The organism is Candidatus Jettenia sp. AMX1 (genome assembly GCF_030263775.1).
GTDB lineage: Bacteria > Planctomycetota > Brocadiia > Brocadiales > Brocadiaceae > Jettenia > Jettenia caeni.
Genome location: NZ_SZPP01000006.1, coordinates 32,369 through 54,365 on the forward strand (window position 1 = coordinate 32,369; position 21,997 = coordinate 54,365).

Genomic DNA, 21,997 nt, shown 5'->3' on the forward strand with positions numbered 1-21,997 from the left:
GAAAGGAGGTACTATGCGTATGTTAACAAAGATATACCGATTGGTTATTTTATGTGGAATTTTGATGGTGATCTTTATCCTTAGTTCCGTAACCAGAGCAGCCGATCACACAAACCTTGAAGAGGGTTTACCTGTTGAGACGATTGATGCATACCCAATCCCTTATTTAGGTCGTGAAATACAGACCGTCTTTAATTATGACCGTGGTCACGAGGGTGTAGATAGCTTTATTGTCACACCAAGGCTTGAGTTCGGTTTTCCGCGCAATGGACAGATTTCTATTGAAGTACCCGTACTCTTTGGTGAGATTGAGCCAGATGATATCGGAGAAACAAGATTAGAGTGGCTTTACAATTTTAACCAGGAGACACTTCTCTTACCGGCATTTGCAGTAACGGGCGCCATAGACCTTCCAACCGGTGAAGACAGTCAGGGCGTAGACCCCCTCGTCAAGTTTATCATTACAAAAACGTTGAGCAGAAGTTCCCTATTCCATCGGCTGCACGTTAATCTGGCCTATCAATTTAACGACGATGAACAGCCCAGGGAGAGGAGTGATTGGTATAAGGCCTCAATTGGTTATAGTGCAAGGCTCAGTAATGAAACCCTCTTTGTTGCTGATTATGTACGTGAAGAAAGGAAGGAAGAAGATATTGAGTTTAATTTGATTGAGACTGGTGTTCGCTATCAATTAACACCTCTAACAGTTATCTCTGGTGGTTTGGGTTTTGGAATAGGTGATGAGTCGCCTGATGTGAGGGCTATTTTAGGATTCCAGTATACATTCTGAAACGGGAAAATTAAAAAATCTTTTTATACCTTCTTATAAGAAATAAGCCGTGCATTGAGAGCAACAATAATCGTGCTTACAGACATAATGATGGCACCTACTGCCGGTGGAAGGATTATTCCATAATTGGAGAGCACCCCCGCAGCGAGTGGAATTGCAAAAATATTATAACCCGTAGCCCATGCTAAATTTTGTGCTGTTTTTCGGTAGGTAATACGGGAAAGGGATATTACGTCTACTACCGTCCGTGGATCATTATTTACTAATACAACATCCGCTATATGAAATTTTTTTAGCCGTTCAATTGCCTCTCTCGATTCATCCCGGATTATATCTGCAAGGCCAATGATCCCTTGAATTTTATCCTTGGTTGTAACAAGCACGATAGTCTTACCCTGAGAGGCTATCTCATCAATTCTTTTCTCAACTTCATCTTGTGTAATACCGACAATTTCCAGTATTCGTCTATTTCCTATATAAAGTTCATTGCCTTCGATTTTTGCCTTTGCCCCTTTTCCGGGAATCGCCTCAAAATTTTCAGTCATATATAATTCCATATTTTTTTCCCTGGCCTTCTTGATAATGCCCTGAGCAATCGTATGCTCTGAATGTGCCTCAAGGGAAGCTGTCCTGCGTAAAAGCTCTTCTTCGTTCCAATCCCCCAGAGGGACAATATCCGTTACCCCGAATTCTCCTTTTGTCAGTGTCCCTGTTTTATCGAATACAACGGTATGTAACCTCCGTCCACTTTCAAACGATGTCCTGTTCCGTATCAAAATACCATTTTTTGCTGACAGCGTAGTAATCATGGCAATAACTAACGGTACTGCCAGACCTAATGCATGAGGACAGGTGATTACCATAACCGTTACTACGCGTTCAAGGATAAAGTCAAATTTTGCGTTGTAGAGAAGCCAGCTTACCAGTGTAATAACTCCTGCAACAAGAGCGGTTATGGTGAGCCAGAATGCTGCCTTATTTGCTAAGTCCTGTGCCCTTGATTTGCTTTCGCTTGCTTTTTTAACCAGTTCAACTACCTGGGAAAGATACGATTCCTCACCGACCCTGGTAACTTCAACGGTTAATGAACCAGCACTGTTTATAGAGCCTCCTATTACCTTGTCATCTTTTTTTTTGTCCACCGGTTTCGATTCGCCGGTAATCATAGATTCGTTAACCTCGGATTCACCCTCAATAACCTTACCATCTGCTGGAATTTTTTCTCCGGGCCTTACAAGAACCCTATCCCCTTTCTTTAGTTCTTCAATTTTTACATCCTTTATTGATCCATCACGTACAATGATATGCGCCTCGGCAGGCATGAGTTTCGATAATTCCTCTAGTGCGTGTGAGGCACCCATTACCGATCGCATTTCAATCCAATGTCCCAGGAGCATGATATCGATTAAGGTAGCAAGCTCCCAGAAAAATACCTCTCCTTCTAATCCGAAAACCACCAGACTGCTATAGGTATATGCAACCGTAATTGCAAGAGCGATGAGTGTCATCATACCCGGTTGTTTTTTCGTGAATTCATGAGAAACACCCCGAAAGAATGGCCACCCGCCATAAAAAAAGACAAAACTCGATAATCCAAAAAGTATATATTTTTCACCGGGAAATTCTAAAGAGAATCCGAAGAACGATTGAATAAGAGGGGAAAGGACTAAAATTGGTATCGTTACACCAAGGGATACCCAGAAACGTATTTTAAAATCCCTCAACATATCAGTGTGATTCATTATGGGTACCTCCTAGAGGATTCTGAAGATAGGTAACGTTTACAGGGGATTGAAGATCCTTAACTATTTGGAAGATAACTTGGATAATCTATACGCAACCCCGGTGCCATAAGAATGGTAGTAGGGGAGAGACATATGCAAACAACCTGTCATCTTAATTTTTTATGTAAATAACAAGTTCTATGCAATGTATACAATTACAGACGAAATGTATGCTTTAGCATACAGAGGAGAAATAGAAAAACTGCTTCTGATTACGTGGATTAAGATACTAATAGGCAATTATGTTTGATTATACATACATAAATGATGATTATTCAAAATTACATTACAGATATCCTGTATCCCCCTATGTATCTAGACAAGAATTTTTATAAATACCTATTTACGGGTATGCTGTTTGAAGGTTTAAATAAAAATTCCATTAAAATTACCCATTACTATTAAGGAGTAGGGAGTTACTTTTTCAAAGGGGATTCGTTAAGTTGTTTAAGGATTAATGTGCAAAATGTACCTTTTTAGAAGAAAGGAGCTTATTATGGCTATTACAGGAACAAAACAGATGTCAAAAGAATTGGAGAAGTGTATTAATGATTGCTTGGATTGTTACAAGGTTTGTGTGCAAACAGCATCCTATTGTTTAGAGAAGGGAGGAAAACATGTGGAGGCAGGACATATTAAACTGCTGAAGGATTGTATAGATGCCTGCTTGGGCAGCACCGGCTTTATGCTTCGGAACTCTGACTGGTCGGGACAAGCATGCTCTTTTTGTGCGGATATCTGTATGAAATGTGCAACTGATTGTGATAGTTTTGATGATGAACAGATGAAGAAGTGTGCCGATGTTTGCAGACGTTGTGCAGACTCCTGCCGAAAAATGGCTGATATGGCAGCCCAGCGCGTTTAAATTAGACCTTAGAATCAAATAAATGAGATTTTCGAAATAGTGAATAACCTGTTGCAAGAAAATATCCTGAATATTTCAAAAACAGATGCCTTACTGAATTTATATTGATAAACGACTTAAAGTAATCCCCTTTGAACCACAGATTACAGAGATTCTATAACATAAAGTCTCATATATTATGAGTATAAGTTTTATCTGTGTAATCTGTGGTTCCTGTTTTTCAAGGAGTTGCTGCAGATGGGATGGCTTACCTCCAGTATCATCGCTTGTATTACCATGACGGTACTCATGTATATCCCTCCATCAGATTTACCACATACCTATATGCCACATATTATGATGGTTATTGCTACGATGACAGTACTGGGTCCGAGAATACCATTTTTTGCTTGTGCATACGAGTCCATTAAGAACCGCTTCGCTAATATGTGCGTACTCATTTCCTTAGGTACCTTTGCTGCATATATATACGGCAATCTGGCAGTTCAAGGTATCTTTGCTCTACCGGAACATGCCTTTTTCATGACGGCAGTAATGCTCGTTACCTTCAGTCATATCGGAGAATATATGGGGGAACGGGTAAAGAAGAGGGCAGATTGGGTACTCCGGAATTCCATGGAGTTAAAAACTAACAGACCTTCAGTATTGATAAGGGGGAAGGAATACATGGATCATGGACATTCCCTGAGGTTTATAGACAGGGTGTCCCATACATTTATTCTCATAGCAGTTGGTTTATCTGTAGTAACCTTTGTTTGCTGGTACTTTTTCTTTTATCACCTTGCCGGAGAGTATCCCTCTTTGTGGGCATTGAAGATGTCAATCGCAGTGCTCGTAATTGCATGTCCGTGCTCTCTCTGCTGGGTTACCCCTGCAGCCACTATGGTTGCTAGTAGAATAGGGTTGAATCATTCTATCATTATCAAACATTCCACCACATTTGAAAAGATTGCAGAGTTAAATGTGCTGGTATTTGATATGAATGGGTTAAAACAAGATGTTCTATTACACTTGAAAAGAATGGGTATAAGGGTTGTCATGATGACGGAGGACCGTGAGCAGACAACAAGGTTTGCAGTGTCAGGGATAGGTGTTGATGAGCACTATAACAGGATATCGCCTGATGAAAAAAGAGCGGTCATAGAGCGATTTCAGCGGCAGGGCATGAAGGTTGGTGTGGTTAGTAATAGTGGCTCTGATATTTCCTCACTAACACAACCCGATGTGAGGATTATGCTTGGCGCAGAAATGGATGTCACAAAAGGGCACGGAGATATTATCTTAATAAAGAATGACTTGATGGATGTGGTAAAGACGGTCCAACTGGGACGCAGAACTGTTATCGAAAATAAAACAGAATGTCTTTTGGGCCTTTTTGTTTAATGTATTAGGAATTCCCATTGCAGCAGGGGCCTTCTATCCGATTTTTGGTATAAGTCTGAAATCAGAATATGCAGAGTTAGCAATGATACTTTCCTCTACCCTGGTTGTCATCAATTCCCTTGGATTACGTTTTCCCCGCTCGTTCCAACGCTCTGCGTTGGAACGTACCACGAGACGCTCTGCGTCATACCTACCATATAATCGGATCTAATTCCAAAATTGAATTATCATTGTTTATAAAATTCCTTGCACTTGAATAAATCCAACTGACAGGGTCATCCACATAGCCACTTCTTACCGGATTGTAATGGATATACTCTATCTTCTGCCTCATCATTGCTTCAGATTGTATTCGTTGTGGATGAAATCCTTCTTGCCATAATTGGTGTGTTCTATAGCGTTTAAAACTTTTCTTCTCTTCCTGAAGCTGATTCAGAAGCCATGTAATTTTTCCTAATAGGGCAGAGTCAATGATCCTTCTTGCTGTATAGGACTTAAATCGTCCAATATTTTTACTGAGTTCTTCTGATGCAGCTATCATGTGGAGATGGTTTTCAAGGATAACGTATGCATAGAGCTTGAATAATCCATCACTTCTGAGAAAACGAAGGCTTTCTGCTGCTATCTCAAACATGTATGGTGTGGTAAAGATGGGGATCCAGTTAACGGTGGTACAGGTGATAAAGTAGGGACTGGAATCATGAAAATGTTTATATCGGCTTCTCATGTTTTACTATCCAGTATACAGGACGCAGAGCGTTGGAACGAGATGAGCAAGATGATGCACCTCAGTAGAGTTAAGTTTCAACAGGTTGTCCGAGAATTCATTGGCAACCTTAAACATATACTATTTATTGTCTAATATTAATTCAATCGGTCAATATATAGTATAGCATCTAGTGCTCAAAGTAATTCTCGGACAGCCTGTCAAGATATGATCCTGCAAGACTTGCAACAAATAAAATTGAACAAAGGGGGCGTCACACTGTCCGCTACAACGCTTTGTTAGCTGATTTCTATTCTCTTTTTTATTATTTTAGAGCTTCTTCTGCTGTGTATTACAGCAAGAACAATTATCTTTTCTTGTTCTACAAGATAAATTATTTTGTATGGAAACCTTTTAATAAGGTGTTTTCTTGTTCTTTTATATTCCTCAGGATGAATTTTTGGATTTCTTTCGATAAATCTTATTCCTGCATCGATCTGCAACAGGAAGTCATATCCTAACCCCTTCCTTTTATCCTCATACCATGAAAATGCTTCCTTTAAATCATTTTCTGCTTCGTGCCTAACTATGGCTTTATACTTCATGTGAGCTTACAATTCTTTTTAAAACTCCTTCCCATGGAGAACCCATCGCAGGATTTTTGTGATACGCCTCTAATCTTTCATCAATTATTTTTTTCTCATCTTCCGATAATTCAACTGAATTTGCTTCAGCAGCTATTGTATCCCATATATCTTCAACAAGTTGAATCCTTTCAGGGATTGATAGGTTAAGAGTATCGGTAGCTTTTATTTTTTCCATTTTTCTCACCTCCTTTGTTAAGTGTAAAATCCACCCGATAACCTTCTATAAGAATGTCCTGGTAATACTTTTTCATATTATACACAAGCCGACCTAAAGAATAAAGTAATCTTTGTACTATACCCTTTAAGACAGGAAGCGATAGAGATAGAGCGTTATTATTCTTTACATTGCTCCAACATTCCTCAATCTCTGATTCAACAATGGCAATAGGGTTTTCGGAGGATAATAGTTACGTTTACTACAGCCAGAAATGGATAGATGCAAGTACGCTTTCCACATTGTCTAATGAACCTTATGCATTAAGGCTGGTCTTTAATAAAGACAAAATATCCTTGGGAAAGATATAACATCATCTGTAGCACTTTTATTTTATCCCAACATATTTAAGAGGTGATTGCTCAAATTTCAATTTACATGCAACAGAACAAAAGTAATATGTTTTTCCCTGATGATTGGTAGTTGCTTGAATATCCTTCTCCTCTAAACGCATACCACATACCGGGTCTTTGTATCTCATTGAGGATTGTTTCATCATCGCTTGTTTCCTCCTAGAAGATAATATTTATCGAGGTAGTCCAGGACGGTAATGATAAATTCAGCATGACTCCAGCTTAATGGGCACACCGAAATAAGGCGTTCGCCAAAAGGATGTAACTGCTCTGGTAGTGCACCTGAGGGACGTGTATGTCGGGTTACCCATAGTAAAATATCAATCACACTCTGTAGTTGTTCCAGCGAGTGTGCTGCCGCTATTTTATATTGTGCCAACCAGAGTGTGCATATGATCCAGGGGTTTCCCGGTATCCGTTTGAAATCTTCTGTTACAGAAACAAACCGGTCACGCTCGTAACGGGCAATGCCACCAACCTCGGTCTTTACTGTCAGGCGGTCTTCGATTTGTCTCATTGTGGAAACAACCATCGGATTATCAGCGGGAAAAAGACCAAAAGCGGTTACACCAAACAAACTCGCATCAATGGTGAGATCTAGCTCTTTCGTGTCAGGATTAAATCGTTGTGCGAATCGCCCATCTTGAGGACTATAGAGGATACGTTTTGCTGCTTCTTGTATTTCGAATGCTGCCCTTCGATACTTTTCAGCTAAAGGCTGATCTCTAAAACTTTCTGCAAAATGCGCTGCGGCGATAAGTCCGCCGTAAACTGTTGCAACGGTAAAGGTATGTACACCATATCGTTCTTCCCATAAATCATAGGAAGGGCGTGGTAATCCGGTGTCCTCAAAACGGTAATCCTCTAAAAAATCTGCTGCACGGATGATAAAATGCTTATAAAGCTGATTTGCAAAATCGATATCTTTATGGCGAATAAAATGCTGCCATAGAGCCCAGAGTACCAGTGCTGTTCCATCCTCCTGAATAGGTATCTCCATCTGCTCACGGGCGTACCATGGATGCCAGGAGCTTCCCAGGCTTCTATCCGGATTATATTTATGAAGAAGGTAGCCTTCATCGGTTATAACGTCTGCACAGAAACGGAAAAAATTGCGAGGTATATCAATATATCCTGTACGGGTGAGGGCATATGCCGCCCGCGCCGCATCCCGGGGCCAAACATAACTGTAGGTATCACGCCCAAATTGCAAAAGGTCTGAATCGTTGGCAGCAATGATCCCTCCATGATTATCAGTCATTGTGCGGATCGTTAAAAGACTACGCTTGTAGAGATCAACTATACCAGATGGCAGATCAGCAAAATTGGGTAGACCTTTGGTCATCCATATACGCCAATAATCCTCTGTGTGATCAATCAATTCAACCGGAGATTTATCGATAACGATGGCATTAAGAGATCTTATTTCACTGAATTTCGTTCCAGCAGTTATCCAATAATAACAAGCAGCTTGGCCATGCACAGGCAGTGTCATCCTCAGAGCAATAGTCGAGTCTACTGAGCCCTGTTCGATCGGATTCTTGCCGAGCTGTCCATCCTCAGCATCACGCCATGTCCCTTCTGCTCTTCCATATTCCTTGATCCCGATTGCCCACTCCTCGATACCGATCATTGTATCTACCTTAGCATTGACTAAAAAATAACGGTTAGCCTTGTAATGGATAATAGCTTGAAGTCGAGGTTCGTAAAGAGCCGTATCGGCAATGTTATTCTCGTAAAGGTGAAAGTCCTGGTGGAAAAACAGACGAATTTCTCGCAAACGGTTAGCCAGGTTATGAACAATCACTTCCCGCAGATAGATGTTATCGTGAAAGTCCACGGCATCCCGACAATCCAACATAAGCTCAAACCTCTGATTGATAAGCTTTACAGCAGTTACTAGTGTGTCAGGCTTATAAACGAGTACCCGTTCCCAATCTGGTTCGTGTATCCAGCTCAATTGTCCATCGATAAAGATACCGAAGCGAAAGGCATGCCCAACAGTATGGTTTTCCTGACCGACATGCGGGAAGTAAATATCGCGTAGTCGATAAGCATCGTCAAACATTACTTGCAGTGATCCGTTACCAATAGTCAATTCTCGCGGCATTAATACACCTCCTTTTAAACACAATTATCTTTTATGGATTATCTTTTATGGCAAACGGTACATTCAATACCAATATCATCAAGAGAAGGATGGGGTGGGTTGGGGGGTCCGCCAGGATGACACTCCAGGCATGGTAATCCTGTAAAAGGTGGATGAGGAGAATCAATAGCTGATGGATGCGTCGGATCAGGATGGCATACCGTACATGAAACATTTGATACAGGAATATGGCAATTTCGACAGTGACGATTTCTTGGGCTACCCCAAGAGGCTACATGGTTTAAAGGAGTTGTACTCTCATGACATCGGACACAAAAGTCCTCTTGATGACAAACCATACATTTCTTCCGATCCCATGATGCAGCAAATCCGTGAGTTCTTCTCCGCCATGCATTATTATGACTTCTGGGTTTTTGGTCTTGATGGCAGTTAACACATGAATCTAGGCTCTCATGGCACCGTTTACAGTAATCTTGATTATAATAAAATTCATTTCCATGCTTTTGTATCCATAGTGGGTCATCGTGATTAACCCAGCGGTCTTCATGGTAGAGGGGCATACGATCCTTTCGAATGTACTTATGGCAAACATTGCATGCGATCCTTTCCTTCCCTCTTTTCCTGTGACATGGCATGCAGGTATTGTACATGGTAGGAAGTATATCAGGAGTAATGGTATCTCTCTTCTCAATGCCTACATGGCATTGATTACATGCTACGTTATTTTCCAGATGTACCTTATGGGTAAATTTTAATTCCTGATATTTTTTGGGTATAACATGCTTAACCGTTATTTTCATTCCGGGTTTCGTATGGCAAAACAAGCAAGATTGTAGATTTTTGGTATCATAATATTTCATATGACAAATAAGGCATTTTGCCATTTTAGGCCAATCCGGTTGAAGATCATCTTTATAGGAATGACAGAAGTTACAGTCCTTTAAGCCTCTTTCCATATGCTTGGCATGGCTGTAATGGATCTCAGACTCTTTACAACCTCCTAATATCGTTATCATAACGAATACCATTAAAAAAACTAAGTAATAAGATTTTTTTATCATACAATATTGGTAATGTAAATTTTATATGGGAATTTAACAGTAAAAGTACGTACAAGACAATTTCAGAGATAGAACCTCAAATTATCTCATTAAAAGCTTTTGTTATAAGAGACTACCAATTGGTGAAAGGTCTCTGGGTCTGTATCGCTCACTTCAGATATCCATCGCAGACTCACATTTGATTGTTCTGTTAACAGGTATTTAATCCTCAGGTAATACGTTCTCACATTAATTTTCTGTACAACATCTTCTTCCAACTCACTATTTTCAAGAAAAGCAAGATCGTTGCTTCCGGTAAAATTAAATTTATAGAAAGAATAGCCTGTGCCAAGACCAATATCAAATTTTCCAATTTTTTTATCAAAATCAACATTTGCATCTGTGCTGTGATCAACGCCTTTAATATTCCAGTATTCTACTGTAAATGTGACCTTGGATTCCTTTAATAAAATATTATATGTCATAAATGAAAAGAAGGTTCTATAATAATCGCGATTGAAGGTATTTTCATCTTCTTTCTCAAGAACATTTCTGCGGTCTATGCCACTGGATACTTCAAATTTTTCTCCCCAACCTTTATGTCCTGTCAGACTGATAAGGTCAAAAGGCTCGAAGGTATTCAAGATTTCAGAAATTGGTGAAATATTATTACTCTGCTCGGCTAATGAATTGAGGAATCTATAGTACGATAGTTGCACACTAGCGTCCCAGTCTATTTTATCCCAGGATAATTTAACGAGAAAATCCTTCGATACAGTATTGAGGAGGGTATATCTTCCATAAAAATTTAAGTCTTCGTAGATTCTTTGCCATACATTAAACCCCACTTCATCATCGATAAACTCGTCATCAATAATACGAACATAATCTAAATTCATACGAGTATCCATAAATGGTCGTATGCTTATTCCACTTCCTGCTACGGTATCGAAGTACGTGTTCGTGTATTGAGAAGCCCTTAAGCCACCGAAGACGTAAGTATCAAGAATACCTATCTTCTGTTCATACTTTGCGCCATCAAAGAGAATGGTCTCAATTGAGTATTGATACTGACGTCCTACACGGAGGCTGGATTTATCAATAACTGGATCCTTTATGTCTGCATATAAAAAGTAAACACGGCCGTTGTAACTTCGATCATATGAGTCTAAAATATCCCGAAAAGCTCCATTTTTATCCTCATGTCCATCAAAATCTTCTGATAGTCTTCCAGAGCCAGCTATGGTTACTTTATCATGAAAGAAATCTTTAGTCTTAAAGGAGAGATACTCATACATATCATGGTCATTTTCATCTCCTCCCCAGCGGCCTTCGTATTGAGTTCGAAAGTTTCCCGATATAAAGTCGTTATAGGCAAGGGTATTGGGTTTGGTTATATCGGTATATATCTGAGCGAAGAGTTTAGAAGAAAGCAATAGGGTAAAGAGGAAGGGAATAGAGAGGCTTTTTCTTAAGTTCTTCATGAGAAATATAAGTATCGTCTCTTTATGTAAATTGCAAAAGTTGTATAGTAAATTGGGTTGAGGTATGAAACCCAATAATTTAGATAGTTTGTTGGGTTTCACTTTACTCAACCCACCCTACAAAACTGCACATCCCATCTCGTTCCAACGCTCTGCGTCATACCTACCATATAATCGGATCTAATTCTAAAATTGAACTATCATTGTTAATAAAATTCCTTGCACTTGAATAAATCCAACTAACAGGATCATCCACATAGCCTCTTCTTACCGGATTGTAGTGAATATACTCTATCTTCTGCCGCATCATCGCTTCAGACTGTATTCGTTGTGGATGAAATCCTTCTTGCCATAATTGGTGTGCTCTGTCGCGTTTAAAACTCTTTTTCTCTTCCTGAAGCTGATTCAGAAGCCATGTGTTTTTTTCTAACAGGGTAGAATCAATGATCCTTCTCGCTGTATAGGATTTGAATCGTCCAGTGTTTTTACTGAGTTCTTCTGAGGCAGCTATCATGTGGAGATGATTTTCAAGGATGACATATGCATAGAGTCTGAATAGTCCATCGTGTCTAAGAAAATGAAGGCTTTCTACTGCTATTTCAAACATGTGCGATGAAGTAAAGAAGGGATCCAATTAACGGTGGTACAGGTTATGAAGTAGGAACAGAAGTCATGGAAATGTTTATACCGGCTTCTCATGTTTCAATATCCAATGTGAGATGCAGAGCGTCTCAGGTACACTCCAACGCAGAGCATTGGAACGAGATGATGATGCAGGATGGCAATGCATCCCATACAGAATTAAGTTACACTAAAATCCCTGTTTCAGCAATACCCGGATCTTTCTTGAGCGCCTTCTTAAATTTGTATTCCTTATGCCATGCATTGAGGCAGGGGACGATAAAGACACTGATGAGTGCCATGGCCATACCGCCGATAGAGGGGATTGCCATAGGTTTCGCAACCTCGGATCCGGCGCCGGTTGACCACAGGATAGGGAGGAGTCCTATAAATGTGGTGGCGGCTGTCATCATACACGGTCGTATTCTCCGTGTACCCGCTAAGAGTATCGTGTTCCGGATTTCCTGGACACTTTTCATCTTCCTCTCACCAAATAAATCATTGATATACGTGGTAATGAGAACAGAGTCATCGTCAACGATACCAAAGATAGAGATAAAGCCTACCCAAACGGCAACACTGAAGTTATACCCAAAAAGATAGAGGAGTATCACACCACCAGCAATGGCCGTTGGTATACCTGCAAATAGGATAAACATCGTTTGTGGTATCGATTTAAAGGCCATGAAAATCAAAATAAACCCGATAAATTGAGATAATGGCACGAGTATTTGCAATCTCTTTCTCGCCCTGATCTGGTTCTCAAACTGGCCACTCCACTGGATAAAGTACCCATGGGGTAACATAACCTTTTGCGATACAACCTTGGATGCCTCTTCCACAAAGCTCATGGGATCTCTCCCACGGACGTTCATAAGTACATACGCACGCAGAAGGGCATTCTCACTGCTAATCATTGCAGGTCCCATGACATAGTGAATATCTGCCACTTGGGTAATAGGAATTTGTTGCCCTGTGGAACCGGGAACGTAAATCCTTTTCAGTGCATCAAAGTTATCCCGTAACTCTCTCATGTACCTGACACGTACGGGGTATCGATGACGCCCTTCTACCGTAGTCGTTATATTTTCCCCTCCGATGGCTGTTTCAATGATATCCTGCACATCGCGGATATTAACTCCGTAGCGGGCAATTTCCTCACGTTTAATCTTGTATTCCAAATAGGGTTTTCCCGTAACCCTCTCTGCATACAGGTCTGCGACACCAGGAACAGCTTTGAGTGCCTTTTCAACATCTAAGGCCAGTTGTTGTATAACATTCAAGTCTGGTCCAAAGACTTTAACTCCAACGGAGGTACGGATACCTGTGGCCAGCATATCGATTCGGTTTACAATGGGTTGCGTCCATATATTTGCCACGCCAGGTATCCTCATTGCCTCGTCCATTTCCTGGATAAGCTCTTGTTTTGTGATCGTCCGTTCATCGGGTAAAAAGAAATGAAACATGGGGTGGAGAAAGGAGGGTACATGATTCAAAAACGTATACTCAATCTTCTTTTTACGCCATTCATTTTCGGGTTTTAAGGCAACGAGGGTCTCAAACATCTCAACGGGTGCAGGGTCTGTGGCGGTATCTGCCCTCCCCAGTTTTCCAACCACGGTATCTATCTCGGGGAAGGACTTGATAATCATATCTTGCTTTTGCATTATTTTAAGGGCTTCTGTTAATGATACACTCGGGAGCATCACCGGCATAAATAGGATAGAACCTTCATCGAGAGGGGGCATAAATTCCCTTCCCAATCTTTTAGCAAGAAAGGCGGATAAAATGACAATGACAAGTGGAATAGCCAGAAATGTTCTCTTATGATTTAATACCCAGCGAAGGACAGGTTCATAACCTCTTAAGAGCGCTCGGGAAGTAAAATTTTCCTCCATCGGTTTTAATTTACCTTTTATAAAATAGGTACAAAGGATGGGTACTAAGGTAATCGCCATAACGACCGATGCACCGATAGCAAAGGTCTTTGTCCATGCCAATGGTTTAAAAAGCTTTCCTTCCTGCCCGGTAAGTCCAAATACGGGAAAGAACATACAAATAGTAGTTAAAGCTGCAAAGAATATAGAACTCCCAACCTCTTTTGATGCATCAAGGATGATTTGCGCCCTTGGTTTCTTATCCTTTTGTTCTGCAAGATTTCTAAAGATATTTTCCGTCATGATGATGGACATATCGCTCACTTCACCGATAGCGATTGCAATGCCCGTGAGGGACATGATATTTGAGTCGATACCCATGAAATACATACCCAGGAAGGAAATAAGTATCGATATGGGGAATCCAAGGATACAGATAATAATACTTCTGACATGCAACAGGAATAACGCGACAACCACTGAAGTGATAATGATCTCTTCTATCAATGCCTCTCTCAGGGTATCGATAACACGATAGATAAGTCCTTCCCTATCGTAAAAGGGGACGATCTTTACACCCTCCGGCAGTCCTGGCCCGATCTCTTTGATCTTCTTTTTTATCCGTTTAATCACTTCTAAGGGGTTTTCACCCTGGCGCATAATAACGATTCCACCGACAACCTCCGCGCCTTCCTTATCAAGCGCCCCTCGTCTAAAATCCCCTCCCACCTGAACGGTACCGATATTTTTAATAAATACCGGCACACCGTTATAGCTACCTACCATAATGTTCTCAATGTCGTCAACGTTTTTTATAAATCCGAGACCGCGGATGATAAACTCCATGCTGCTCGTCTCAACCACCTTTGCACCCACGTCGATATTGCTTTTGCGAACAGCCTCATATACACCTGCGGTTGTTACACCGTACGCAAAGAGTTTGTTTGGGTCTATATCGATCTGGTATTGTTTTACGAAACCACCGACACCGGCTACCTCAGAAACACCTTCAACGGCGTTAAGCTGATACCGGACATACCAATCCTGTATGGACCGCAGTTGCCCAAGATCATATCCCGGACCTTCCACGGTATACCAAAAAATTTGGCCAAGCCCCGTTGCGTCAGGACCGAGCCTCGGTATGACATCTCTCGGAAGCAATGATTGTACAAAATTTAATCTCTCTAATACCCTGGAACGTGCCCAATAAAAATCGATTCCATCCTGGAAGATAATAAATATCATGGAGAAGCCAAAACCTGATTGGGACCGAATGACTTTTACACCGGGTACACCAAGTAGGTTGACCGTTAGGGGGTAGGTGACTTGATCTTCAACATCCTGAGGACTGCGTCCCGGCCAATCGGTAAAGACGATACACTGGTTCTCACCAATATCCGGGATAACGTCCATATTGACATTTCTTAACCCGAAGACGCCACCGAATATAACCAGGAGGTAGAAGCTGATTACCAGGAATCTATTTCTGAGGCAGATTTCAATAAGTTTATTGATCATACTAATAATAAACAGAAACCACAGATTGCACAGATAACACAGATTTTCATTTTCAATTTACAAATCTTCTATAATGAAGAGTTTCTTCACCAAAGTTTAAAAGTAGTCCTGTATTATGACGACTAATAATAAGACTATTTATTAATTGTGCTTCATCAACCTTTGTTAGAATTTTTTCTGCTTTTATTTCAACTGCTATCTCATTGTAAGCGATAAAGTCAGGAATATAGAATTTCTTCAATTTTTGATTTTTATAGAATATTTCTAACCGGGGTTGAGGAATAAATGGAATGTTTCTTAATTCAAATTCGATCTCTAAGCACTCCTGGTACACTGCTTCAAGATGTCCTGGACCTATAAAATTATGAACCTCCATTGCAGCCCCAATAATTGCATGAGTCATCGGATCTTTTATCATGTATTAAAATAGACTTTGTTCTGTTAGATTTTATAAAACATTTATGTTTCTTTATCTGTGTCATCTGTGAAATCTGTGGTTCCACAGATCCTAATCAATGCTCATGCTCCTTAAATTCCATCGCACCGCCATACAATGCACTAGCTCCTCCTGTTAACTGGCTCTGGGAGTCGATAAGGAAGTTTGCTGTTGTAACTACTTTATTATCTTCTTCTAGCCCGTCCAGGACTGGGTAATAATCACCTGCCTTCGGGCCAAGAATGACCTCTTTTCCTGCATATTGCCCATTGCCTTTATCAAGATAGACGATCTTTCGTATGCCAGTATCTAATACGGCTGTGGTAGGAATAGCGAGTACTTGTGTGGTCTTTTCCAAACGCATTCCACATTTTGGACAGTCTCCAGGTTTATCAGAGGTTACTTCCGGATGCATGGGGCAGGCATAAACAACACGTTTCTTAAATTCAGCCTTTTTGACCTTTATCCCCAACCCATCTTTCATCTCCCATTGACCCATAGGCCTTTTACATTGATCGCATTCGCCAGGTTTATCAGAGGTCATACAGGCCATAGGACACATATATACAAATTTTTGTTTTTCTTCACCTTCTGGTGTATTTACCGTTACACTTGTTTGTACCAACATACCACACATGGGACATAACTGAGGTGCCGTAGTTGGATCCAACGCCTGTGGACAAATGCATGTCTGCTTTTCTCCTGAAACCTCAATTGGTATCTCTCTTTCTTCAAGCCTCATACCACATACAGGACAATCGCCATCAGTCTTTGCGGTATGACACTCCATGGGACATACGTATGCCGTTTCTGTTTTGACCTCAGGTTCTTTTTTTGCCATTTCAGTTTTTCTTGTAATATCAGGGGTAGGCTTGGAGACAGGGACTTTTTCTAATTTCATGCCACAAACAGGACATTCTCCAGGCTCCTTGGATCTATGGCATTTCATGGGACATACGTATTCATATTCGATCTCTCCTTGTTGTTCTGCAAAAGCAACAACTGCGGCGGGTTCAGCTTGAATAGGGGGTCTCTTTACAAATGGCGCATTATCTTCGGGACATATACCCGGTCTGCTCGATTTTATTTCAGGGTGATTAGGACAAAAATAATCTAGCCCGCTCACATAGGTATCACCCTCTTTGGTAAGTTCTTCAATCGGCACACGTATGCGGGCATTGACGTACATAGCGGGTTTCAGTTTAAATTGTGGATTAGGGATGTCGCAACGCATTCTTACAGAGCGTGTCTTATCATCCAGGAATGGTTCAATAAACGTTATCTTTCCTATAAAGGCCTCTCCCGGATAGGTCGGTGTTGTAACCTCTACCTCTTGTCCGACCTTAACCCATGACATCTCGTACTCATAAACATTAGCCATCATCCATACATTTGAGAGATTCGCAATCGTATATATCACATCGCCCTGCATAACATATTGACCTTCCAGTGCTTTCCTTTCTGTTACAATACCACTGACAGGGGCGTAGATAATAGTATGCTGCCTTACCTTTTTCTCTTTTGCAAGCTCCTCAATCTGTTTTTCCGTTAATCCCCACCATAATAATCTTCTTTTTGATGCTTCGAGAAGTGATTTTCCTCCTTGTACTACTTCATCAAAAGTACTATCCCCGGTTTTTTCGGCAGTTTCTAACGCCAAGAGATATTCTTCCTGTGTAGAGACGAGATCTGGACTATATATCCAAACCATAGCCTCGCCCTTAATGACCTGCGTACCGGTAAAGTCAACAAAAAGCCTGTCAATCCTGCTTGGAACCCATGCAGCGACAGTTGCTTTAAGTCTTTCGTCATATTCAATTAACCCTACCGTATATATATCCTTGGTAAGCGATCGAAAACTAACAACATCTGTTTTGACCTGTGCCAATGCACGGGCTCGTTCACCCAACTCTATCGTAGCTACAGCACCCTCTTCCTCTACGCCTGTACCTTTTTCATATACCGGAATGAGATCCATAGCGCAAATCGGGCATTTACCAGGCTTGTCCATTTTAACTGATGGGTGCATACCACAGGTCCAATACAGGATTTTCTTCTCTTTTGCTTCTCCTTTTACCTCTTTCTTCGCTTCTTCTGCGTATGCAGAGGGAACAAGATCTGATACATCCTGGAGAGACTTATGGCAATCCGTCTCTGCTGTGTGAGGTATATAAGTACCAAAAAGTAAAATGAAAACAATAGGCAAAAGTCTTAGAAAATGCGTGCTATACAGAAACTTTTGTTTAAAGGACATACATCACTCCTTCACAGTGTATCGTGTATTATCCCTCTAACTTCAGAGATGAATATTGTAAGAATAGGGGATAATCGTTTGTTATAAAATGGCTTATATTTTTCTATCAGTTCTGCAAATTCCCGGAGAATAGTATAGTTATTGTGTCAATTGTATACCCGTAGCTCTTTCCAGATTTGCCAAATTTTGTTCAAAATCAATAAGCGCCCTGTGGTAAAGTAATTTTGCATTCAGAAGAGTTCTCTGACTATCAATGAGGGTTAGGAAATCTACCCTGCCTGCCTCATATCCAATACGCGCAGCCTTTAACGATTGCTCTGCCTGCGGAATTACACCGGTTTTATACAGGTTTATGGTACTCTCGGATGCTTGTAACCTCACGAGAAGATCTTTAACCTCAAATAATGTCTTATTATTAATAAAGCGATAATCTGACTTAGCGGCTTTGAGGGTTTCTTTGGTTTCCTTAACCTTTGACCGGTTCTTCGGCCATAGCCACGGGACATTAATTGTAATAGCCGATGCCCATGTATCAGAACTTTTATCCTCTTGCATGTACTCCACCATCGGTTCAAAATCCGAGAAGTAATAATCCTTTTTCGAAAGTTTTACCTCTGCTTCGCTCCTCTTAATAAGGTGATCAAACCTTTTCAGCTCCGGCCGGTTTTTTATGGCAATATCCTCCAGCTCTTTGATCGTTAAACGTAAACTATGCTTTTCAAAAGGGCGCGGTTTTCCCAGGGGCGCTTCTGTAGGTCTGTCTAATAGTATATTTAATCGGGCAACCATAGATTCACTCTCTTTATTTAAAACAATGATATTGTTAGCTAAGGTAGATAGTTCAACCTGTGCTGCAAGCACATCTCTTTGGGTAGCCGTACCTACAGCATATTTTTCCTGGGTAATTGTAGCAAACCTGCGCAGTAAACCCCTGATTTCTTCGGTAATATCAATCGCGGTGTTGATATAAGAGAGTTCATAAAAAGCCGATTTTACCAGGGCTAAAATCTCTTGTATTTTCGATTGAAGTTCTTTTTCCACCATATGTGCATCTTCTGTGGCTATTTCACCTCTGAGGCGCAATTTCCCGGGAAAGGGTATCTTCTGTGATACGCCGTAACGCTGTTGAAGCATATCGGTTTGGCCATTAATATTGAGGGGGTGATTGGACATATCAAAAGAACCGATGCGAATATTGGGATCATCTAAAGATTTGGCTTGTGGAATCTTTGCTTTTGCAGCATGTAAGCGTTTTTGGGCAGCTATAATTTCTGGATTATGTTCCTTCGCTTCTTGAATCAACCACTTTAAATCTAACGGAGCATCGGCCTCATTCATCTCAACAACGTTCTTACTATTCATCGCATGTTGAGCCGGGTTATTCTTTTCCTGGGCAATAGCATCGGCACATAAGATGAATAAGATACATGAAAAAAGAGGTATTTTTAATGGTATTTCACGTATGTTTCGAAATATAATTATCCACATTTTATCATATGACATGTTTTGGTTTTACAATCTCCTGGATGTGCAGGAGTAAAGAACTTACAGATTAAAGATAAACACAGTATTACGGCAATAAAAAGCGATAAAAGGCAAGAAGAATAGAGAGAAGTCCTGGCAAAGCAGGAGGGAGCCATTTGAGGTTCCAACAAGCGCCTTATTCGATCCTCTACAATATTTTGCCCTTTGAAAGAGATGGCCAACGGATACAGTTTTGTCGCTCTGTTAGATTTGCATAACTTAACGAGTGCGCTTGCAAGCTCTAATGGTTCTTTAGAGAAATATATAGCATTATCATCAGCTGCTTTTTCAGATGCTGAGGAGAACAGGTGTAACAGATAACGATTAACCGGAAGAAAGAAATTGAGTGCGTAGAGTATCTGTATAACAAATAACTTCAGTGGATCTTTATTCTTTTTGTGATGGATTTCGTGGAGGATTACAGCGAGGATCTCCTTTTCTGTTAGATATGAGCATATACCCAGAGATAGGTAGACCTTCGGCTTCAGCAAACCTAGCGTAAAAGCACTGCGTAATTCATTATTGTCTAAAAGCATAAGCTGATGAGAAACCTGTGCAGAGTTTGCAATACTTTTTAATTTCGGATGGTTTTCAATGGAAATAGATGGTAAGGAGCGGATAAAGCTGTAGTTCCGGAATAACAGGAAAAACGTTTTATAGATAGCTAAACATATCCCAACAAAAAATATTACTACGCAGGCCCAGGGAAGTACTGTGGTGAAGGTATGTAAAGTAAAAATACAGTTTGAGCAAATACTCCTGCAGCATGTGATAGATTCATAGGCGGCCTTCGTATCACTGACATACCCTTTGACGCCAAATACAATACCCGTAATTATTATAGACGATACGATAAAGTTAATACATACTATCAGCGCAAAAGAGATTTGTGCTTTTCCTTGTTGAGTTCCAACTGAGTGTTTCATAAAACTATTTCTGAGATTTATTTTGTCTCTTTGATTCAATTAATTTGGAAAAATACTCTAATGTATCCAGGTTCATTTGTGCCATATAATCCATAAAATGTGCCATTACTGAATGAGGAGAAAGTTCGGAAGCCCCTTCCATAACCTTTTTAGATACAAATTCAAAAAACTGTTCTTTGTCATAAATTGGTGTATAAAAATAGCTCTTTCTCACCTTTTTCCTTTTCAGAAATCCCTTATTAACGAGCCGGTTCGTAACAGTAATTACGGCAGAGTAAGAAATATTCTTGTTAACGGGAAAAGCTTTTAGTATATCCCTTACGCTGGACTCTCCACAGTTCCACAAAGCTTCCATTATATCCTTCTCCAATAGACCCAATACCTGGTTTATGCCTTCCTTGAAAGGATTGAAATGAAATTTTAGTTGTTTGCTCATGCTTGGTTCTTTTCAATAATAGATAAAACGGTTTTTATAAGTAAATACGTATCAAGATTATTATATTCTACACAGCGTAGAATATTCAAGAAGAATGTATAAAATTTTTGTATTCTGTGTAAATTAAAAAATTTTATAAATTTTCCTGTACTTCTCTTATAAAATTTACTAATTTTATAGTTAACATTGCTTCTTTTGGATTTATATAACTTGTTTTTCAATGATAGATATTCATACACACATACTGCCGATGATAGATGATGGTCCTGCAACAATACAAGAATCGATAGAAATGTGTAGGATTGCGGTAAATGAAGGAATAAAAAAGATGATAGCTACACCTCATGTGCAAAGTAAGGTAGATAACGAGGGTACAATATTTGAGAAAATAGATATATTAAATAAAGCATTGAAACAAGAGGGTTTGGACCTGGTAATATTTCCAGGGGCTGAGTTGCATTTGAACGACCAACTATTACATGCCGATGTTTTAAAAGAAAGTCGTATGCTCACCTTAAATGGTAATAAGAAATACATTCTTTTAGAATTTTCGTTTCAGTGGGTGCCTCCGGAAGCAGAACAGATTATTTTTGCATTGAAGACGATGGGATTTACCCCAATTTTACCTCATCTTGAGAGAAATTTCAGAGTTCAAAACAACCTGGTATTCTGATGCGTTTTGTGGAGTTAGGCGCTATTTTACAAGTAACAGCACAGAGTATTGTAGGGAATTTTGGTAGGGCTTCGAAGAAATGCGTATTGTGGATGTTAAGGAATAGTCTCGTGCATGTAATTGCTTCTGATGCCCATTCTCCCATTGGAAGACCTCCGGTACTTTCCCATGCCTTAAAGGTTGTATCTGCCATGCTCGGTGAAGATTCAGCCAGAAAGATGGTGCTGGACCATCCAAAAATGATATTAGAAGGCATACCATTTGTTAGTTAATCCTTCATAGAGTCAAAGGCAGTTATTCAAGACATCATCGTCTCTATCCTTACTGTATTCGGTATCTCCAGAAGATGGCCGATC

The 21,997-nt window shown here is 40.2% G+C and carries 20 protein-coding genes; 5 read left to right on the plus strand and 15 right to left on the minus strand.

The window, feature by feature from the left end:
- The first annotated feature begins 13 nt into the window (after window positions 1-13).
- Window positions 14-790, plus strand: coding sequence for a hypothetical protein (locus tag FBQ94_RS02185; protein WP_007222342.1), 777 nt, complete (start codon window positions 14-16; stop codon window positions 788-790).
- Between the two features lie 23 nt (window positions 791-813).
- Here the strand turns inward: FBQ94_RS02185 and FBQ94_RS02190 are convergent, their stop codons facing one another.
- On the minus strand, window positions 814-2,532 hold the full coding sequence (locus tag FBQ94_RS02190; RefSeq protein WP_007222343.1) for a heavy metal translocating P-type ATPase: 1,719 nt from the start codon (window positions 2,530-2,532) through the stop codon (window positions 814-816).
- A 538-nt stretch (window positions 2,533-3,070) separates the two neighbouring features.
- On the opposite strand from FBQ94_RS02190, the gene FBQ94_RS02195 reads away from it, so the two are divergent.
- Complete coding sequence (locus FBQ94_RS02195) at window positions 3,071-3,439, plus strand: four-helix bundle copper-binding protein (protein WP_040544284.1); 369 nt, start codon at window positions 3,071-3,073, stop codon at window positions 3,437-3,439.
- A 237-nt stretch (window positions 3,440-3,676) separates the two neighbouring features.
- Window positions 3,677-4,822, plus strand: a complete 1,146-nt coding sequence (locus FBQ94_RS02200; protein ID WP_007222345.1) for a P-type ATPase actuator domain-containing protein — start codon at window positions 3,677-3,679, stop codon at window positions 4,820-4,822.
- Between the two features lie 190 nt (window positions 4,823-5,012).
- Here FBQ94_RS02200 and FBQ94_RS02205 read toward each other — a convergent pair whose 3' ends face one another.
- From FBQ94_RS02205 to FBQ94_RS02270, 14 genes are all read right to left on the minus strand, one after another.
- Complete coding sequence (locus tag FBQ94_RS02205) at window positions 5,013-5,549, minus strand: REP-associated tyrosine transposase (protein WP_007222346.1); 537 nt, start codon at window positions 5,547-5,549, stop codon at window positions 5,013-5,015.
- A 278-nt stretch (window positions 5,550-5,827) separates the two neighbouring features.
- Window positions 5,828-6,133, minus strand: coding sequence for a type II toxin-antitoxin system RelE/ParE family toxin (locus tag FBQ94_RS02210; RefSeq protein WP_007222347.1), 306 nt, complete (start codon window positions 6,131-6,133; stop codon window positions 5,828-5,830).
- Window positions 6,123-6,350, minus strand: coding sequence for an addiction module protein (locus tag FBQ94_RS02215; RefSeq protein ID WP_007222348.1), 228 nt, complete (start codon window positions 6,348-6,350; stop codon window positions 6,123-6,125). Before FBQ94_RS02215 ends, FBQ94_RS02210 begins: the two co-directional genes overlap by 11 nt.
- Before the next feature lie 367 nt (window positions 6,351-6,717).
- Entirely contained in the window at window positions 6,718-6,888 is a 171-nt protein-coding gene (locus FBQ94_RS02220; protein WP_007222349.1) for a YHS domain-containing protein, read from the minus strand.
- On the minus strand, window positions 6,885-8,852 hold the full coding sequence (locus tag FBQ94_RS02225; protein WP_007222350.1) for a glycoside hydrolase family 15 protein: 1,968 nt from the start codon (window positions 8,850-8,852) through the stop codon (window positions 6,885-6,887). Before FBQ94_RS02225 ends, FBQ94_RS02220 begins: the two co-directional genes overlap by 4 nt.
- Window positions 8,853-8,890: 38 nt before the next feature.
- Complete coding sequence (locus FBQ94_RS02230) at window positions 8,891-9,868, minus strand: cytochrome c3 family protein (RefSeq protein WP_007222351.1); 978 nt, start codon at window positions 9,866-9,868, stop codon at window positions 8,891-8,893.
- 134 nt (window positions 9,869-10,002) lie between these two features.
- Window positions 10,003-11,376 (minus strand): hypothetical protein, encoded by a 1,374-nt coding sequence (locus FBQ94_RS02235; protein WP_040543789.1) that lies wholly within the window; start codon window positions 11,374-11,376, stop codon window positions 10,003-10,005.
- A 163-nt stretch (window positions 11,377-11,539) separates the two neighbouring features.
- Entirely contained in the window at window positions 11,540-11,983 is a 444-nt protein-coding gene (locus FBQ94_RS02240; RefSeq protein WP_007222353.1) for an REP-associated tyrosine transposase, read from the minus strand.
- A gap of 199 nt (window positions 11,984-12,182) precedes the next feature.
- Window positions 12,183-15,392 carry an efflux RND transporter permease subunit gene (locus FBQ94_RS02245; RefSeq protein ID WP_040543791.1) on the minus strand — a complete coding sequence of 1,070 codons (3,210 nt, stop codon included), beginning with the start codon at window positions 15,390-15,392 and terminating at the stop codon, window positions 12,183-12,185.
- 52 nt (window positions 15,393-15,444) lie between these two features.
- Complete coding sequence (locus FBQ94_RS02250) at window positions 15,445-15,795, minus strand: GxxExxY protein (RefSeq protein WP_007222355.1); 351 nt, start codon at window positions 15,793-15,795, stop codon at window positions 15,445-15,447.
- Window positions 15,796-15,904: 109 nt separating this feature from the next.
- Window positions 15,905-18,082, minus strand: coding sequence for a heavy metal-binding domain-containing protein (locus tag FBQ94_RS02255; protein ID WP_007222356.1), 2,178 nt, complete (start codon window positions 18,080-18,082; stop codon window positions 15,905-15,907).
- A gap of 138 nt (window positions 18,083-18,220) precedes the next feature.
- The gene (locus FBQ94_RS02260; RefSeq protein WP_040543795.1) at window positions 18,221-19,585 is read right to left on the minus strand and encodes a TolC family protein; all 1,365 of its coding nucleotides are present in this window, start codon (window positions 19,583-19,585) and stop codon (window positions 18,221-18,223) included.
- Entirely contained in the window at window positions 19,561-20,532 is a 972-nt protein-coding gene (locus tag FBQ94_RS02265) for a M56 family metallopeptidase (protein ID WP_007222358.1), read from the minus strand. The genes FBQ94_RS02260 and FBQ94_RS02265 overlap by 25 nt, the downstream gene beginning before the upstream one ends.
- Before the next feature lie 4 nt (window positions 20,533-20,536).
- Window positions 20,537-20,968, minus strand: coding sequence for a BlaI/MecI/CopY family transcriptional regulator (locus tag FBQ94_RS02270; protein WP_040543796.1), 432 nt, complete (start codon window positions 20,966-20,968; stop codon window positions 20,537-20,539).
- A 220-nt stretch (window positions 20,969-21,188) separates the two neighbouring features.
- Between FBQ94_RS02270 and FBQ94_RS02275 the strand changes: the two genes are divergently transcribed.
- Together FBQ94_RS02275 and FBQ94_RS02280 are read left to right on the plus strand one after the other, a co-directional pair.
- Window positions 21,189-21,641, plus strand: coding sequence for a CpsB/CapC family capsule biosynthesis tyrosine phosphatase (locus tag FBQ94_RS02275; RefSeq protein ID WP_007222361.1), 453 nt, complete (start codon window positions 21,189-21,191; stop codon window positions 21,639-21,641).
- On the plus strand, window positions 21,641-21,913 hold the full coding sequence (locus FBQ94_RS02280) for a CpsB/CapC family capsule biosynthesis tyrosine phosphatase (RefSeq protein ID WP_007222362.1): 273 nt from the start codon (window positions 21,641-21,643) through the stop codon (window positions 21,911-21,913). Before FBQ94_RS02275 ends, FBQ94_RS02280 begins: the two co-directional genes overlap by 1 nt.
- Window positions 21,914-21,997: the final 84 nt, after the last annotated feature.